A 16,852-nucleotide genomic window follows, 5' to 3' on the forward strand; every position below is an offset into this window, starting at 1 on the left:
AACGCTAAAGCTAAAATCTTTACCACGCGTATAACACGTGGTATCAATTTATAATAAAGAAAACCTATGATTTCTCATAGGTTTACTGTTGTACAACGATAGTTTGAAATTCGAAATCTGCATAATGATGACGTGCTAATGTATATTCAAAAATAGCTCCATTACTCAAATATGAGATTTGTTCTTCCTGAATATATGGTTCATATTCATTCAATTCTAAATATTGTTGTTCCAATGGTGTTGATAAAGCTGCATTAATTGTTAAATGACAACTTTGAATTTTTAATTTTAAAACTTTTTCAATATATTCATAAACTGAGCCTTTCAAATGCTCTAATTTTAGATTTGGAATTAAACTAATTGGCATATAGCTTATATCGATAAGATGTGGCTTTTTATCTAAAAATCTTAAACGAATAATATGATAAACAAAATCTCCAGGTTCAATCTGTAATTTTTTAGATAAATGCTCATCTGCAGGTATAACTTCAAATTCCAATACTTGACTAGTTACTTCTTTAATACCTTCATATTTAGCAGTTAATCCACGGGCAAATTTATTTGTTGCATTTTCGATTGAACTATCGTAATCCTTTACAAATGTTCCTGCTCCACGTCTTCTAATGATCAATCCTTCTTTGACCAAAATATCCAATGCCTTTTTCATTGTTTCCTTATTGCAATGATAGCTCATGCATAAAACATATTCATAAGGGAGTTTTTGACCAAAAGTATATTCTTGATTTTTAATTTTTTCACGTATATCATCTGCAATATCTTTATACTTTGCCATACTCTCACCTCACCAATATAAAAATACCATACTTTTACTTTGATTTCACGGTTTTTTTATATATTTTTATAATTTTATACTTTCAATCAACTCTTTTTCTAATGAAAAAATCTTTAACTCATCATTTTCATAAACTCCATAACTTTTGACTCCAGCTTTTGGCAAAGATATTGATGATGGATTAAAAATAACGATACCATCAATTAATTTTGCAACTGGTTTATGGAAATGACCATACATGAAAATATCACCTTGATTTAATAATGGCATCTCATCTTCATTATACAAATGACCATGAGTCACAAAGAAACGATGTCCATCTATATATAATTGCGTATAATCTGCACGCATTGGAAAATCCAAAACCATTTGGTCTACTTCTGCATCACAGTTCCCTCTCACAGCAATAATTTTATCTTTATAATGATTCAATAAAACAGCCGTTTCTTTAGGGTTATAACCCTCAGGGAGTGGATTTCTTGGCCCATGATATAATAAGTCACCTAATAATATAAACTGCTCCATATGCTCTTCTTCAAAGATTTCAACAATCCTTTTGAAATCCTCATAAGAACCATGAATATCAGAAACAATCATACATTTCATTCTAACCCCTCCAATTCAACTCCAACTGGACAATGATCAGATCCCATAATCTCAGTATAGATATAAGCATCCTTAATATTCTCTTTTAAATCTTCTGATACAACAAAATAATCAATACGCCAGCCTGCATTCTTTTCTCTTGCCTTAAACATATAAGACCACCAAGAATACATTTCAGTTTCAGGATATTTATATCTAAAAGTATCAATAAATCCTGAATTCAATAATTCACTAAACTTTGCTCTTTCTTGATCTGTAAAACCAGCATTCTTATGATTGGTTTTATCATTTTTTAAATCAATCTCATTATGTGCAACATTTAAATCACCACATAGGACAACCGGTTTAGATTCCTTAAGCTTTTGAACATGCTGTCTAAAGGCATCTTCCCAAACTTGACGATAATCTAATCTTTCTAACTCTCTTTTTGAATTAGGCGTATAAACAGCAACAAAATAAAACTTTTCAAATTCAAGTGTTATTAATCTTCCTTCTTGGTCATGTTCTTCAATTCCCATACCATATATAACATTCATTGGTTCTTTCTTTGTATAAATAGCAACGCCACTATACCCCTTCTTGATTGCATCATTATAATAAGAAGTATATCCTTCAAACTCTAAATCAATTTGATTTCTTTGTAATTTCGTTTCCTGAATAGCAAAAATATCAGCATCAACATCCTTAAAAAAATCTTCAAAACCTTTTTTCAAACAAGCTCTTAATCCATTAACATTCCACGATACAAATAACATGATAATCTCCTCCTTAACAAGAAAAGGGGTTATACCCCCTCTTCCTCAATAGCATATCTGACAATTGTTTTTAATTTATCTGGCGATACCTTCTCTGGATCATTCAAATAAATCTCATGATGGAGTCCAATTAACTTCATATTTTGAATTGTAATATACTCCATAATTTGAATTGTTGTATCAATCTCTGTATTATACGCACCCTTATGTAACATCTGAACGCATTTGCCTTCAGTATACTTCTTTAAATATGCATCAACAATATATGGATTGTCTTTTTTAGCAGCTACATACTCTTTAATCTTCTCAAATGTTTCCTCATTCAAAACCTTTGGCTGAGCAATCATTAAAGTAAACTTTATCATTTTCTTTCTTGTGACATCAAATTGACTATTATCATACGTATCCCATAATCCCTCTAAAGGTGATATCAAATATAATAAATCTAATTCTTGCTTAAAGTAATCCTTAATAGCTTTAGATAATAAATGCAAAGCTTCAGATTTTAATTTAAACTCTTCTACATTAGGATTTCCGATTCCATCAATCATAATGAAATTGAATTCTGGCACATCAACAACATCTATTCTTCTAGTTGAAGCATCATATTGTGCTTTATACTCTTTTCTTATGCCTTCTTTCATTGGAGAATTCCTCCTTTCATTGCCTTACCATTATATATAATTTCAAGATAAATTTCCACCCTATTTTTAGGATTTTTTTATTTTTAAAGATAATAATTTTCATTTTTCACACAAATAATAAATTATTCAACTTAACGACTAAAAAAATAACCTTTTAGGTTCCCCTAAAGATTATTTCTCATCCCATAAAACGATTTGATTTTGTTCACGTGTTTTCTTCATATCAATCACACGTTGATTATTTGACCCTCTAAACTTCAAACGAATATTTTTTTCAGCCTGTATAAAAGGTCCATCCACTAAAACATCAATATAACTTAAAAGTTCATCACTCACAAAACAATGTGCCCGTCCACCTTCTAAAAGATCTTCTAAATCATAGCCAGTATAACACCAAACATCTTTGGAAGGAAGTTCCTGATGCATTTTTTGTAATAATGGTAATAATCCTTCTTGATTAGTCGGTTCCATGGGTTCTCCACCCAGCAAACTTAAACCTTGAATATGTGGTTGTCTCATAAGTTCAATCAAATCATCAATTGTCTGACTTGTAAATTCTTCTCCATAGTGGAAGTCCCAAGCAACTTCATTAAAGCATTCTGGACAATGATGTGTGCAACCAGAAACAAAGAGTGAGACTCTCACTCCCGTTCCATTGGCAATATCAACCTTTTTTATTGTTGCGTAATACATAATTATAAGTGAAGAACACGTTCTTTAATTTCTTGTGTTCTACCTTGATTCCAGAATTGCGTACCAATATATCCACATGTACGTCTTGCCACACTCATCTTGTCTTGATTTGTATTTCCACAACTTGGACAAACCCAAATTAATTTTCCATCTTCATCTTCCTTAATTTGAATTTCTCCATCGTATCCACATTCCATACAATAATCACTCTTTGTATTTAATTCAGCATACATAATATGATCATATATATGCTTCATAACAGTTAAAACAGCATCTAAATTATCTTGCATATTTGGTACTTCAACATAACTAATTGCTCCACCTGGTGATAGTTTTTGGAATTGTGATTCGAATGTTAATTTTTCAAATGCATCGATTTCTTCAGTTACATTGACATGATAACTATTTGTAATATAGTTTTTATCAGTCACACCAGGAATTTTTCCAAATCTTTTTTGTAAACATTTAGAAAATTTATATGTTGTAGATTCGATTGGTGTACCATATAAACTAAAATCCATATTCTCCTGTTGTTTCCATTCATTACATCTATCATTTAAATGTTGCATAATTTCTAAAGCAAATGGTGTGATTTCAGGATCAGTATGTGATTTTCCAGTCATGTATTTTACACATTCACAAAGTCCCGCATAACCTAAAGAAATTGTAGAGTATCCACCATATAATAATTTATCTAAAGTTTCACCTTTTTTAAGTCTTGCTAATGCACCATATTGCCATAAAATTGGTGCAACATCGCTAGGTGTCCCTTTTAAACGTTCATGACGGCACATAAGCGCTTCTTTACACAAATCTAATCTTTCATCCATAATACGCCAAAAAGACTTCATATCGCCCTTAGAAGAGCACGCAACATCAACTAAATTGATTGTCACAACGCCTTGATTAAAACGTCCATAATATTTTGCACGTTGTGTCTCAGGATCAACAAAAGGTGTCAAGAAACTACGACATCCCATACATGTATAACAATGCCCATCCCCATTTTTATCAACTTTTAAGCTTTTCATTATCTTTTCAGAGATATAATCAGGAACCATACGTTTTGCAGTACATTTTGCTGCTAATTTTGTTAAATTCCAATACTTACTTCCTTCAGTAATATTATCTTCTTCTAAAACATAAATTAATTTTGGGAATGCTGGTGTCACATAAATCCCTTGTTCATTTTTAACTCCAACAATTCTTTGATTTAAAGTTTCTTCAATAATTAAAGCCAAGTCATCTTTTGTTTGTCCATCAGCAACTTCATTCAAATACATAAAAACCGTTACAAATGGTGCTTGTCCATTTGTTGTCATTAAAGTAATGACTTGATACTGAATCATTTGTACACCACGATTGATTTCTTTACGAACTCTGTATTCAGCCAATTCATTGACTTGCTGATCACTCACTTCAATTCCTTCTTGGTCAAATTCCTCACGCACCTCTTTTCTAAACTTTTGGCGACTCACGTCAACAAAAGGAGCCAAATGAGATAAACTGATACTTTGACCACCATACTGTGAACTTGCAACCTGTGCAATAATTTGTGTTGCAATATTACAAGCAGTTGAAAAACTCTTTGGTCTTTCAATCATCGTTTCACTAATAACAGTTCCATTTTGTAACATATCTTCTAAGTTTACTAAACAGCAGTTATGCATATGCTGAGCAAAATAATCAGAGTCATGGAAATGAATAATCCCTTCTTCATGAGCTTTGACAATATGTTCTGGTAATAATAAACGTTTTGTAATATCTTTACTCACTTCACCAGCCATATAATCTCTTTGAACACTATTCACAGTTGGGTTCTTATTAGAGTTTTCTTGTTTGACTTCTTCATTATCACACTCTATTAAACTTAAAATTTGTTCATCTGTTGTATTCGCTTTACGCACTAACGCTCTTTTATAACGATATGTAATATATTTTCTTGCAACTGCAAAAGCATTTAATTTCATAATTTCATTTTCAACTAAGTTTTGAATTTCTTCAACACTTAATGCACGTCGCATTTTTTCACATTGATATTTCACATTATTTGTAATGTTGTCAATATCCTCATCAGATAATCTTTCTGTCTCAACAGCCTCAGCATTTGCCTTTTCTATTGCAGCTGTAATCTTGAGTTCATCAAAACTGACCTCTGAACCATTTCGCTTAATAATTTTCATATTTCATTTCCTCCCTCACTCTTCGAAAATATAACAGCAGTTTTATTTTAACAAATTCATTTGTTATGAAATATTTCGCTATGTCATCATAACACACGCTTTCTCTATTATAAAGCAATATGAACGATAGGTCATGCAAAATTTTCAGCTTTTTTATTCATAAAATAAAAAGCATTGAATATATCAATACTTTTTCTATTTTAATTTTTTTATTTCATTTTACAGATACCATGTACCTATGAGGATATCTAGTATTTAATTTCAAAAGAATGCTCATTATTTAAAACATCCAATAATTCTATTTCCATCTTATCAATATGAATATACCGAATTGTTTGCATATGCTCAATTAACTGATCAATACGTCTTTCCTCACCTTGAAAACATGCCTCCACATTTCCATTAGATTGATTTCTTACCCATCCAGTTAAACCTAAGCGTGAGGCCACCTGATAAACCGTAATACGGAAACCTACACCTTGTACACGCCCATGAAAAACATAGTGTTTCCTAACCATAAACATCACCTCTTTTTTATTTTATCACAAAGAAAAAAAGAGCCAAGCTCTTTTAATGTTTTTTAGCAAAGTTCCAAGTATCACGGCACATATCTTCTAAAGTTTTTTCAGCAACCCAGCCAAGTTCTTCTTTTGCACGTGTTGGATCAGCATAACAAGTTGCAATATCTCCAGGACGTCTTGCTTTAATCTCATAATTGACTTTAACACCATTGACTTTTTCAAAGGCCTTTACAATGTCTAATACACTATAGCCTTTTCCAGTTCCTAAATTACAAATATGAACTCCTGGCTGACTGTATTTTTCAATTGCTGCAACATGTCCTTTTGCTAAGTCAACAACATGAATATAATCACGAACTCCTGTTCCATCAGGAGTGTCATAATCATCACCAAAAACACCTAAACATGATAATTCCCCAGTTGCCACTTTCATAACATATGGCATTAAGTTATTAGGAATGCCTTTAGGATTTTCTCCAATTAATCCAGAAGCATGTGCCCCAATCGGATTAAAATAGCGCAGTAATGTAACTGACATTTGTGGATAAGCATGTTGAACATCAGTTAACACTCTTTCCATCATAGCCTTACTTGTTCCATATGGATTTGTTGTTTCTCCTAGTGGACAGTCTTCTGTTAAAGGCACAACTTTTGGGTCACCATAGACAGTTGCACTAGAACTAAAAACAATATTATTGACATGATAATCTCTCATCATTTTTGTAACAATTAAAGTTGTCATGAGATTATTTGTATAATATTCAATTGGTTTTGATACTGATTCTCCAACTGCTTTGAATGCTGCACAATGAATAATTGCATCTAGTTGATTTTCCTGAAAAACTTTTTCAGTTTTTGCTTCATCTAAAATATTAAACTCATAGAACTGAACATTTTTTCCTGTAATTTCATGAATATACTCCAAAACCTCAGGCTGTGAATTTGAAAAGTCATCAATCACAACAACATCATGCCCAGCTTGAAGTAATTCTACACAAATATGACTTCCAATATACCCTGCTCCACCAGTAACTAATATTTTCATTATTTTTTCCTCCTTAAATAATCATCGAAAATATTCTGTATAATTTCCTTGCTAGCAACACCTTCATGTAACTTTTGATCTCCATCAAAAAAACAAGGAACATAATAATAATCATAAGAGTCAGCCAATTCTACTTCTCTTGATTCTTCAATCATTTCAATCAGAATTTCTTTATAGATAGGATTTTCCACATACAATTCCTGCATCCAGTTTCTCGCTCTTTGGCAGTGTGGACAATTTTCCAGATAAAAAAGTTTCATTATATTAACCTCATCGTTTTTATCACAATTGGTGTCTTTGGACAATCCTGAAAATTTGTTTGAGCACTTGCAATTTCATCAACGACATCTAATCCATCTATAATTTTACCAAAAGCAGCATATTCGCCATCTAAATGCGGTGCAACATCATGCATAATAAAGAATTGTGAACTCGCTGAATCTTTGACCATTGTACGAGCCATTGATAAAACACCACGTGTGTGCAATAAATCATTTTGAACACCATTACTGCGAAACTCACCTTTAATTGATGGACATGCTTTTTCTTTCATTTGAGCATCTAATCCACCACCCTGAATCATAAATCCAGGAATCACACGATGAAAGATTAAACCATCATAAAAATTTTTTTCAATTAAACTTATAAAGTTTTTCACTGTTATTGGAGCAACATCTGGATATAATTCTCCTGACATCATTTTTCCATTTTCCATTTCAATTTCAAATTTCACTGTTTCCATTATTTATCCTCTTTTTCTTCAATAATTCGATCAGTAGCATCAATGATAATTGGTGCATCTTTTTTCTTTTTCAAATATAATTTAACCCCAAAAAATAAAGCAACCAATCCTGCACATCCTAATAATAAATAGAATATCTTCTCCATTTGTTTAAACTGATAAGCTAACGCTACAGTTAAGCACAAATTAAGAATAATCAATGCACCTGTCGTCTTTATTCTATGGTTATAAAGGCAATCTAATGCTAAAGCATTTGATAAAAATAATATAATAATTAATCCAACTTCCATATTTTGCCCTCCTCTGTAAACATCATATCATTTTTTTAAATAAATTTCACTATAATTATACTGTAACCGTTTTCATTAAAAATGAAGTGTGTTAGAATAAAAGAAAGAAAACTTAAAAAAGGAGCGTGATATTATGAGAACTTATCACTCAAACGAAATTGGAAATGTTGTCGTGTTAGGCCACTCTGGGAGTGGTAAAACCAGCGTGATTGAAGCTATGGCTTATCGGGCTGGAATTACAAATCGTATAGGTACGATTGAGGATGGAAACACTCTGAGTGACTATTCAGCAGAAGAGGTGAAAAGACAAACCTCGATTGGTTTAACAGTTATTCCTTTAGAATGGAATGATTGTAAAATCAATATTATTGATACACCTGGTTCATTTGACTTTATTGGTGAAGTTGAAGCTGCGCTTAAAGTTACTGAAAGTGCTTTAATTGTTGTTCCTGCTACAGAAGGTATTAGTGTAGGAACAAAACAAGCTATGCATAAAGCACACAATAAAGCAAAAATCATTTATTTAAGTGGGCTTGATTATCCAAATGCAGCTTATAAAGAGAAATTAGAAGAATTAAAATTAACTTATGGAAAAGCAATTGCCCCTATTCAAGTCCCAATTATGGAAGGCAACAAAATGGTTGGCTATGTGAATGTAGCAAAAATGGAAGGACGTTATTTTGAAGGTGAACAAACCCACCCTTGTCCTATCCCTGATAATATGTGGGATGAAATTACTCCAATCAAAAATATGATTGATGAAGCTGTGGCCAATACAAATGATGAACTTTTAGAAAAATATATTAATGAAGAACCTTTTACAAAAGAAGAAATATCATGGGCATTAAGACAAGGTGTTATGAATCATACTTTAATTCCTGTTTTGTGTGGTACCAATCAAATTGGCATACAGATTGTTTTAAATTCGATGGTTGCTTTCTTTAGTGCTGCTGGTGATATGGTCAATTCTATGGTTGTAAAGAACGAAGACACTGGTGAAGAAGACTTAATTGGCTTTGATGAGTCTTTACCAACATCTCTATTTATATTTAAAACAATTGCTGATCCTTTTGTTGGTAGAATTTCTCTATTTAAAGTTTGTACAGGTTGTGTTCATACAGGTACTTCTTTATATAATGTTCGTAAAAAAGAAGTTGAAAAAATGAATAAACTTTATGTTATGAAAGGGAAAGAATTGATTGAAGTTGATACTTTGAATGCTGGTGATATAGGTGCTTTATCTAAATTAACACATACCCAGACAAATGATACTTTATGCACTTTAGATTATCGTGTTTTATATGAACCTATTCGTTTCTCTCATCCATATTTTGGTAAGGCGATTAAACCTGTTGGAAAAAGCAATGAAGAAAAGATTGCAAATGCACTAAATAAATTATTAGAAGAAGATCCAACATTACGTTTTGAAAACAATTCTGAAACAAAACAACAATGTCTCTATGGATTAGGCGATATTCATATTGAAACAGTTGTTGCAAAACTGAAAGAAAGATTTAAAATTGATGTTGCTTTAGATGATATTATTATTCCATATCGTGAAACAATTCGTGGAAGTGTCACACACCGTTATAAATATAAAAAACAATCTGGTGGTCATGGTCAATATGGCGATGTAGAAATGACATTTGAACCACTCAATGATTATAGTGTTCCTTTTGTATTTGAAGAAAAAATTTTCGGTGGAGCTGTTCCAAGAGCTTATTTCTCAGCAGTAGAAAAAGGTATGCTTGAAGCAACGAAAGCTGGTATACTTGCTGAATATCCTGTTCTTGGCATTAAAGCCACTCTTATTGATGGTTCTTATCATAGTGTTGATTCATCTGAAATGGCCTTTAAAACAGCTACTATCATGTGTTTTAAAGAAGCAATGCCAAAAGCAAAACCAGTTTTATTAGAACCATTTGTCACATTAAATGTTTATGTTGATGAACAGTATACTGGTGATATTATGGGACATTTCAATAAAAAGCGTGCTCGTGTTATGGGTAGTGAAATTTTAGAAGATGGCATGATTAAGATCACTGCTGAAGCACCTCAATCAGAAGTCATGAACTATGCTGTTGATTTAAGATCAATGACACAGGGTCAAGGATTCTTTGAAATGGATTTCTTAGGATATGAATTTGCCCCTGATATTGTTGCTAATCGTATTATTGAAGATAGAAAAGTCTAAAATACATCAAATGTTTTGGGTCATATGTTTGCTGATTATGATATAACAATGGTACGGAAGACTTCGAGGATGAAATGAATATACATGTGATATGTATCTTCGTTTTATCCTTTCTTTGTTCTACTGAAAAGAGTCCATTATGCCTAAGATCTCTATCTTATCAACCCATGTTTATTATTATCAACTGTCTATTAACCATTTATTATGATATCAGTATTTATCAGTCCATATCAATGAAGAAAAAATAGCTTATAGACAATGAATACTATTTGATAGACAGTCCGATATCATTTATAGCATAATCTAAAGGGCAAAAAATCAAACAGAGTTGATCTATTATCACATCAAATAAACATGATTTCCCAAATATTTTCTATGTGTTTCAATTGACACATACGCAAAAGTGTTTAGAATAAGAAGTGTAGATAAAAAGGAGGGATTGTCATGTCTCGTCAAAAAAAGATATTTATAGGCTTTTTTACTCTATGTCTTATGACTGCTTTTTCTTTGAGTTATATATCAGTTCAAGCAGAAGATTTTAAAGGTCAAGAAGAAAAATACATAAAACTCTGTTCATCTTCCAAGTTAACAGACAAACAACAAAAAACATGTCAAGAATTTAATACATATCTCAAAGATAAAAACAAAGAACTAGCCAAAGATACAAAAGAAACTCAAAAGAATGTTAAAAATACAGAAAATACGATTCAAGATATTATTAAACAAATGACAGATTTAGAAGCCAAAGCAGCTTCCACACAGAAAGAATTAAAATATATTCAAGATAGTATTGAATCATATAATAAGAACATTACAAAAAAACAAAAAACGCTTGAAGAACGTATGTATGCAATGCAAACAACAATGAATTCTGGCATTTATGTTTCTTATTTATTAGGGGCTGAAGATTTTACTGATTTCATGAGTCGTGCAGCTAATTTTAAAGAATTAACTCAGTATGATAATGATATTATAGAAGAACTTACAAACGCAATGAAAGAAGTGCAAAAGCAACAAGATACACTCAAAATTCTTAAAGAATCAATAGAGCAAGATAAACTTGCTCAAGCAGAACTGAAAGAAAAATTCACTGCAAAATTGAAAGAACAAAATAAAGAATTAGCAGCTAATAATGCTGAAGTCTCTAAAAATCAAGAATCTATTGAGAGTATTCAATCAAATCTTGCAGCCATCAAAAAAGCAGCTGAAGAATCAAAGGTCAATAATGTGACTCAAGCAACTCCAAACAAAAAACCATCAAAGCCTAATAACAACAATACTACTAACAACAATCAGAATAACCCAAAACCTCCTGTTGATTCTAACAATTCACAAACTGATAACAATCAATCTGATAACAATGATCAATCAAATAATGATTCATCAGATGATTTATCATCAAATGAAAAATTAGGATTACAGATAGCTAATAAAGCATTAACACGTCAAGGTTATTTATATGTATGGGGTGGTGGTCACTCAACAAGCAGTGTTCAAAATCCAAACTGGACAAAATTTGACTGTTCAGGATTAGTTAACTGGGCTCATTATCAAAGTGGTGTTAATATTGGTGTTGGTAATACCAAAACATTAGCAAACTCAGGAAAAAGTATTTCCAAGAATCAATTGCAGGCTGGGGATATCATTCTTTTCAGTAGTAATGGAACTTATAGTGGAATCCATCATGTTGGTATCTATATTGGAAACAATCGTATGGTCCATGCCCCAACTGAAGGCGAACCAGTTCAAGTATCTAGTTTAAATAACAGCTATTGGCAAAGAGAATGGTATAGTTGTAGACGTTTATATTAAACAAGCATCGAGATGCTTGTTTTTTTATGGTATAATAAAAATAGAAATGAGGGAGAATATGAAATTATTATTTAAACAAAGATTATTTTCATGGTTGGATAGCTATGACATTTTTAATGAGAACAATCAAATAACTTATAGTGTACATGGAAAATTAAGTTGGGGGCATTGCTTACATATCCATAACCAAAATAATGTGCATATTGGTACAATAAAAGAAGAGGTTTTCACTTTCTTACCTAAATTTAATATGTATATTCAAGATGAATATATTGGTCGTATTTACAAAGAATTTTCATTCTTTAAACCTGTTTTTCATTTAGATTGTAATGATTGGAAAGTACAGGGCAATTGGTTAGAGTGGGATTATCAGATTGTTAATTCTCAAGGAATTATTATTGCAACAATCTCTAAAGAAATTTTCCATTTTACAGACACTTATGTTATAGATGTTGTTCAACCTGATAATGCTTTATATGTTTTAATGATTGCTTTAGCTATTGATGCTGAAAAATGTTCACGCCAAAACTAACCGTTAATATAACGGTTTTTTTACTCAAACAGCTATAATCTTCATAAGAACTCAATAATATCAATCAAAAAAAGATAAAGCTGGGCTAGTTCTCAACGAACTGAAGATGAAACACCTTATTGGCGCCAATGGTGAATTGAATCCCAAATACCCTGGTGGTATTATTGCTCAAAAAGAAAGCAGAGGGACATACCATTATTCAAAAAGGTCATAAAAATATCAGGAGGTTCTTTTTGAACTCAATAACACTACAATCTTAATATGAATATTCAAAAAGCAGTCTTTCAAATATAAGAAAAACTGCTTTTTAACATTTATATATTTTTTTGACACTGTGGACAAAAATAAATAGTTCCTCCCAAATAGTTTGCTTTTTCTATAGGAGTTTGACATCTTGGACAAGGTTGATGAAGTGTTTTTTTACTCAATCGTGTTCTATATCCACCAAAATAACCAAAAATATTTTTCTCCGTATCTCTGCCACCTTGTTCAATCATTTCACCAAGAATACTTTGGATAGCTTGAAAAAGCTGTTGACTTTCTTGCTTTGACAACGAATTGACTTTACGTTTTGGATGAAGAGACGCTTCCCATAAAATATCCTGCAATACACCATTACCAATCCCTGGAAAACGCTGCTCAGTTGCTAAAAAAGCTTTGATGCTCATGGTTGGCTTTACATTTTCTAATACACTCACAAAATAATGATATGTAAACTGACTTGAAATTGGTGAAATCTTCTCTAAACTTTTCAAATAGTATTCATTTTCATAGTTTCCATGATGGCAAATAAGACTTCCATACATCGCAACTTGAAAAACCAAACTGGTTTGATCTTCAAAAAGTATAGCTAACTGATATTTTTCTGGTATCTCATCACAGGCAGTAAATACAGTCATATTCACACCATCATTGACACACATATAAACACCTTGATCACACTCAATCTCTACAAAAATCCCAAATCCTCTTGCTCCTTTTATCATATGTCCTTCTAATTGAGCAGGATAAGAAGCCACATCCCCTTGAAACCAACAAAACTTATGAGGTGATGTCGGTAACAAAACTTTAACAATCTTTTTGCCTATCAAAGCATTATTCAACTCTTTAGCACGTGACAAAGCCTCTGGTAATTCTATCATCGTTTTTCTCCTTTATTATCAAAGAGATGATGTTGCATCCCTTCTGGATTATCTAATACCAATTTATATGTTTGATAAATATCTGTTTCCTTAAATTCCACTTTTTGAAAATAGGAATTCAAATCATAAATGATGCCATCTCGATAGGAAAGCAAAATGGGTGAGTGGGTACTTATAATAAACTGTGAACCCTCTTTAACCAAGTCATCTATTAAGACTAACAATGCCAATTGTCGTGATGGTGATAATGCCGCTTCTGGTTCATCTAAAATATATAAACCTTTTTTTGAAAAGCGATTCATCATCAATTGAATAAATGACTCTCCATGTGAACAAGCATGCAGACTTTTTCCACCATAACCATTATACATTCTTGAATCTTCAGTCGCAATCTGATCTATTTCAGTCGCAACATTATAGAAACTCTCAGCCCTTAAAAAGAATTTTGTTTGTGGTTTATATACACCTTTAGAAACTTTTAAATAGTGATGAAGTTGGGAATGTGTTTCAGCAGTATGAAAATAAAAATTTTCAGTTCCCCCTTCAGCATTCAATCCTAATGCTACTGCTAGTCCTTCAACAAAAGTGCTTTTACCCACCCCATTTTCACCTATAAAAAAAGAAACTGGTTTTTCAAAAGATAAAGAATCGAAGTGTTGAATGAGATCAATACAAAAAGGATATTGATCAGTCATACTTTCATCTTTTACAAGTGTTACCTGTTTCACAAATAAATCATTCATAATTATCACCCATCCTATAATCTATTATATCAAACAATAGAAAAAGGTTAACAATTTTCAAAATTATATATTAGATTTCTTTTTAATTTCCAATGATATACCACCTATCGTCAATGCAATAGAAAGACTTAGAAAAACAGAGACAATAATAACTTTTATATTCCCATCTAAATAATACTCATTCCATACTCTTAAATTGATTGGTGAAAATGCAAATGACTGATGATGAATCAACATCATCAATACACTATTCATACCAAAACTAAAGACTCCTATAATAAATAAACATATAGCTGTTTTCCATAAACTATTTATATGCAAATAGCGTATGATAAACATCATTAGCCAAAATGGAAAAACACATACCAGTGTCACAGGTAATCCTATAGATATAATTTCAGTTCTATAACCACTATAAAACATTGTTGTTCCTACTAATATCAGCAATAAGATTGTCATGATTGTAAAATAAATCACTGTTTTATGCTGATAAAATGGGCTTGGCAAAGGTAAATCTCTAAGCAAAAAAGGCAAGACTACAAAAGCAAATCCAAAGAATAAACAAACTGCTGTTACGAAAAACCAGTCTCCACCTGTATATATGCAACTCGTTAACAGCAAGAGATTTAATGAAATATAAAAACTTCCTAAGATAATCCATTGTTTATTCTCCCCTTTCACAAGATTAGGTAATGAAGTGATTGTAAATGCCACCATCTCACCTGATAAAACAATAAAAAACCATGACAATTGCTGTTCAAGTATAAGATTAACAATCATGCAGACAAATAATGAAACCGCATAACAAATATAGAAAAAAACTGAATATGTTTTCATAAGACGACGAAAATATTTGGCTTGGCGTTCTGTTTCCCTTTGTTGAAAATCTTCACTGCAAGTAATCAATTCATGCTCACTCACTTCTAAAATTTCACATAGCGATGATACTAAAGATATATCTGGATATGACACTCCAGTTTCCCTTAGTTAAAGATATGAACCCTCTTTATCAGTCTACTTTTCCAATAAATCGGTAGTATATCTCTATTTCCTGTATTCTTTCGTTCTCCTCATTCGTTGTTGCTTCGTGAATAAGGATTTTTTCTATCATTGCATTTAATAACGGTGCTGTCAGTTCCTTTGGTACGGAATACTCCTTGATTAACTCAATCCACTTTTCAGCACCTATCATATCCTGTTCCATTTTACTTAATTCTTCTCTTAGGTTGGTTATCTGCTGTTCAAGTTCTATCTGCTCTTTTTGATATTTCCCCGACAGCATGATGAAGTTTCGTTCCGTTATCTTCTCACAGGCTCTATCTTCATACATTTTTGCAAATAAACGGTCAATCTCATTTTGTCGGTTCTCGGCTTTCTTCAAGGCACTTGCCTTTTTCTTCTTTTCCCGTATTCGCTCTGCATTGCCGACTTTCTGTATTTTGTTCAATACCTTTTCTTCGTCCTGCTGTACTGCCTTAGCCCAATACTGCAATCGTTCCAATACAGCTTGATACAGCACATCATAGCGGATATAGTGCATAGAACAATAACCTTTGCCAAACTGTCCGTAGAAACTACAAGAATAATAACTATACGGTGTTTTATTTGCCTTATTTGTCGCAAACCTCATAGACCAGCCACAATCCGCACACTTGACAAGCCCTGCAAATATCGGCGTTGCCTTTTCCTTTGTCTGTCTACGCCTTGATTTTATCTGCTCCTGCACACGATAGAACACTTCCTTGTCAATAATCGGTTCGTGCGTGTTTTCTACTCGAAACCATTCGCTTTCGGGCTTTCGTACTTTCTTCTTGCTTTTGAAAGAAACGGTTGATTGTCGATTATGAACGCTGTTTCCGATATAGACTTCACTTTTCAATATCGCCTTTACATGAGCAATCGTCCACTCATAACGCTTGCTTTCGGGCTTTCCCTCAAAGATATGAGCAAAAGTACCGTACCTTGTAAAATTCAACCAAGACGCTGTCGGGACTTTTTCTTCTCGCAGTATTTTTGTGATTTTGGCACTACCGTAACCTTGATAGGCTAGAGAGAAGATTTTTTCAACAATCCATTTTGTTTCCTCATCAACCAACAGTTTCCCTTTGATGTCGGGGTGTTTCTTATATCCTAACGGAGCATAAGCCCCATAATACG

Annotated in this window: 18 protein-coding genes; 3 read left to right on the top strand and 15 right to left on the bottom strand. The window is 32.2% G+C overall.

From position 1 onward, the window contains the following. Window positions 1–82 precede the first annotated feature (82 nt). From AC5M21_RS14435 to AC5M21_RS14485, 11 genes are all read right to left on the bottom strand, one after another. A complete protein-coding gene (locus tag AC5M21_RS14435) occupies window positions 83–793 on the bottom strand; it encodes a GntR family transcriptional regulator (RefSeq protein WP_008787531.1) in 711 nt (236 codons plus the stop codon). Between the two features lie 66 nt (window positions 794–859). After that, a complete protein-coding gene (yfcE, locus tag AC5M21_RS14440) occupies window positions 860–1,399 on the bottom strand; it encodes a phosphodiesterase (RefSeq protein WP_008787530.1) in 540 nt (179 codons plus the stop codon). Continuing rightward, window positions 1,396–2,154 (bottom strand): exodeoxyribonuclease III, encoded by a 759-nt coding sequence (locus AC5M21_RS14445; RefSeq protein WP_008787529.1) that lies wholly within the window; start codon window positions 2,152–2,154, stop codon window positions 1,396–1,398. Before AC5M21_RS14445 ends, yfcE begins: the two co-directional genes overlap by 4 nt. Before the next feature lie 29 nt (window positions 2,155–2,183). Beyond that, on the bottom strand, window positions 2,184–2,798 hold the full coding sequence (locus AC5M21_RS14450; RefSeq protein ID WP_008787528.1) for a GyrI-like domain-containing protein: 615 nt from the start codon (window positions 2,796–2,798) through the stop codon (window positions 2,184–2,186). 171 nt (window positions 2,799–2,969) lie between these two features. Then, the gene (gene nrdG, locus AC5M21_RS14455) at window positions 2,970–3,491 is read right to left on the bottom strand and encodes an anaerobic ribonucleoside-triphosphate reductase activating protein (RefSeq protein ID WP_008787527.1); all 522 of its coding nucleotides are present in this window, start codon (window positions 3,489–3,491) and stop codon (window positions 2,970–2,972) included. A 2-nt stretch (window positions 3,492–3,493) separates the two neighbouring features. Further along, window positions 3,494–5,674 (bottom strand): anaerobic ribonucleoside-triphosphate reductase, encoded by a 2,181-nt coding sequence (gene nrdD, locus AC5M21_RS14460; protein ID WP_008787526.1) that lies wholly within the window; start codon window positions 5,672–5,674, stop codon window positions 3,494–3,496. 248 nt (window positions 5,675–5,922) lie between these two features. Further along, window positions 5,923–6,192 carry an acylphosphatase gene (locus AC5M21_RS14465; RefSeq protein WP_008787525.1) on the bottom strand — a complete coding sequence of 90 codons (270 nt, stop codon included), beginning with the start codon at window positions 6,190–6,192 and terminating at the stop codon, window positions 5,923–5,925. A 52-nt stretch (window positions 6,193–6,244) separates the two neighbouring features. Next, entirely contained in the window at window positions 6,245–7,240 is a 996-nt protein-coding gene (gene galE / locus AC5M21_RS14470) for a UDP-glucose 4-epimerase GalE (protein WP_008787524.1), read from the bottom strand. Continuing rightward, a complete protein-coding gene (locus tag AC5M21_RS14475; RefSeq protein WP_008787523.1) occupies window positions 7,240–7,500 on the bottom strand; it encodes a glutaredoxin family protein in 261 nt (86 codons plus the stop codon). Before AC5M21_RS14475 ends, galE begins: the two co-directional genes overlap by 1 nt. Continuing rightward, window positions 7,500–7,982, bottom strand: a complete 483-nt coding sequence (locus AC5M21_RS14480; RefSeq protein ID WP_008787522.1) for a peptidylprolyl isomerase — start codon at window positions 7,980–7,982, stop codon at window positions 7,500–7,502. Before AC5M21_RS14480 ends, AC5M21_RS14475 begins: the two co-directional genes overlap by 1 nt. Continuing rightward, window positions 7,982–8,272: a hypothetical protein gene (locus AC5M21_RS14485; protein WP_008787521.1), complete on the bottom strand. Its 291-nt coding sequence runs from the start codon at window positions 8,270–8,272 to the stop codon at window positions 7,982–7,984. Before AC5M21_RS14485 ends, AC5M21_RS14480 begins: the two co-directional genes overlap by 1 nt. 133 nt (window positions 8,273–8,405) lie before the next feature. Here AC5M21_RS14485 and AC5M21_RS14490 point away from each other — a divergent pair, with 133 nt between their 5' ends. The 3 genes from AC5M21_RS14490 to AC5M21_RS14500 all read left to right on the top strand — a co-directional run bounded on the left by AC5M21_RS14490 (window position 8,406) and on the right by AC5M21_RS14500 (window position 12,810). Continuing rightward, on the top strand, window positions 8,406–10,466 hold the full coding sequence (locus AC5M21_RS14490) for an elongation factor G (protein ID WP_008787520.1): 2,061 nt from the start codon (window positions 8,406–8,408) through the stop codon (window positions 10,464–10,466). A 444-nt stretch (window positions 10,467–10,910) separates the two neighbouring features. Continuing rightward, window positions 10,911–12,278 (top strand): C40 family peptidase, encoded by a 1,368-nt coding sequence (locus tag AC5M21_RS14495; RefSeq protein WP_008787519.1) that lies wholly within the window; start codon window positions 10,911–10,913, stop codon window positions 12,276–12,278. A 58-nt stretch (window positions 12,279–12,336) separates the two neighbouring features. Further along, window positions 12,337–12,810, top strand: coding sequence for an LURP-one-related/scramblase family protein (locus tag AC5M21_RS14500; RefSeq protein ID WP_008787518.1), 474 nt, complete (start codon window positions 12,337–12,339; stop codon window positions 12,808–12,810). Window positions 12,811–13,124: 314 nt separating this feature from the next. On the opposite strand, the gene AC5M21_RS14505 is transcribed toward AC5M21_RS14500, so the two are convergent. The 4 genes from AC5M21_RS14505 to AC5M21_RS14520 form a co-directional block, all read right to left on the bottom strand. Beyond that, window positions 13,125–13,952, bottom strand: a complete 828-nt coding sequence (locus AC5M21_RS14505) for a formamidopyrimidine-DNA glycosylase (RefSeq protein WP_008787517.1) — start codon at window positions 13,950–13,952, stop codon at window positions 13,125–13,127. Further along, window positions 13,949–14,695 (bottom strand): AAA family ATPase, encoded by a 747-nt coding sequence (locus AC5M21_RS14510; RefSeq protein WP_008787516.1) that lies wholly within the window; start codon window positions 14,693–14,695, stop codon window positions 13,949–13,951. Before AC5M21_RS14510 ends, AC5M21_RS14505 begins: the two co-directional genes overlap by 4 nt. A gap of 63 nt (window positions 14,696–14,758) precedes the next feature. Further along, window positions 14,759–15,667, bottom strand: a complete 909-nt coding sequence (locus AC5M21_RS14515) for a hypothetical protein (RefSeq protein ID WP_008787515.1) — start codon at window positions 15,665–15,667, stop codon at window positions 14,759–14,761. 37 nt (window positions 15,668–15,704) lie between these two features. After that, window positions 15,705–16,852: recombinase family protein (locus AC5M21_RS14520; RefSeq protein ID WP_493531516.1), on the bottom strand; the 1,148-nt coding region annotated here is incomplete at its 5' end.

It is taken from the genome of Coprobacillus sp., from assembly GCF_984815275.1.

Coding starts and splice junctions, on each gene's coding strand:
- AC5M21_RS14435 (WP_008787531.1), bottom strand. CDS start 793: ATGGCAAAGTATAAAGATATTGCAGATGATATACGTGAAAAAATTAAA.
- yfcE (WP_008787530.1), bottom strand. CDS start 1,399: ATGAAATGTATGATTGTTTCTGATATTCATGGTTCTTATGAGGATTTC.
- AC5M21_RS14445 (WP_008787529.1), bottom strand. CDS start 2,154: ATGTTATTTGTATCGTGGAATGTTAATGGATTAAGAGCTTGTTTGAAA.
- AC5M21_RS14450 (WP_008787528.1), bottom strand. CDS start 2,798: ATGAAAGAAGGCATAAGAAAAGAGTATAAAGCACAATATGATGCTTCA.
- nrdG (WP_008787527.1), bottom strand. CDS start 3,491: ATGTATTACGCAACAATAAAAAAGGTTGATATTGCCAATGGAACGGGA.
- nrdD (WP_008787526.1), bottom strand. CDS start 5,674: ATGAAAATTATTAAGCGAAATGGTTCAGAGGTCAGTTTTGATGAACTC.
- AC5M21_RS14465 (WP_008787525.1), bottom strand. CDS start 6,192: ATGGTTAGGAAACACTATGTTTTTCATGGGCGTGTACAAGGTGTAGGT.
- galE (WP_008787524.1), bottom strand. CDS start 7,240: ATGAAAATATTAGTTACTGGTGGAGCAGGGTATATTGGAAGTCATATT.
- AC5M21_RS14475 (WP_008787523.1), bottom strand. CDS start 7,500: ATGAAACTTTTTTATCTGGAAAATTGTCCACACTGCCAAAGAGCGAGA.
- AC5M21_RS14480 (WP_008787522.1), bottom strand. CDS start 7,982: ATGGAAACAGTGAAATTTGAAATTGAAATGGAAAATGGAAAAATGATG.
- AC5M21_RS14485 (WP_008787521.1), bottom strand. CDS start 8,272: ATGGAAGTTGGATTAATTATTATATTATTTTTATCAAATGCTTTAGCA.
- AC5M21_RS14490 (WP_008787520.1), top strand. CDS start 8,406: ATGAGAACTTATCACTCAAACGAAATTGGAAATGTTGTCGTGTTAGGC.
- AC5M21_RS14495 (WP_008787519.1), top strand. CDS start 10,911: ATGTCTCGTCAAAAAAAGATATTTATAGGCTTTTTTACTCTATGTCTT.
- AC5M21_RS14500 (WP_008787518.1), top strand. CDS start 12,337: ATGAAATTATTATTTAAACAAAGATTATTTTCATGGTTGGATAGCTAT.
- AC5M21_RS14505 (WP_008787517.1), bottom strand. CDS start 13,952: ATGATAGAATTACCAGAGGCTTTGTCACGTGCTAAAGAGTTGAATAAT.
- AC5M21_RS14510 (WP_008787516.1), bottom strand. CDS start 14,695: ATGAATGATTTATTTGTGAAACAGGTAACACTTGTAAAAGATGAAAGT.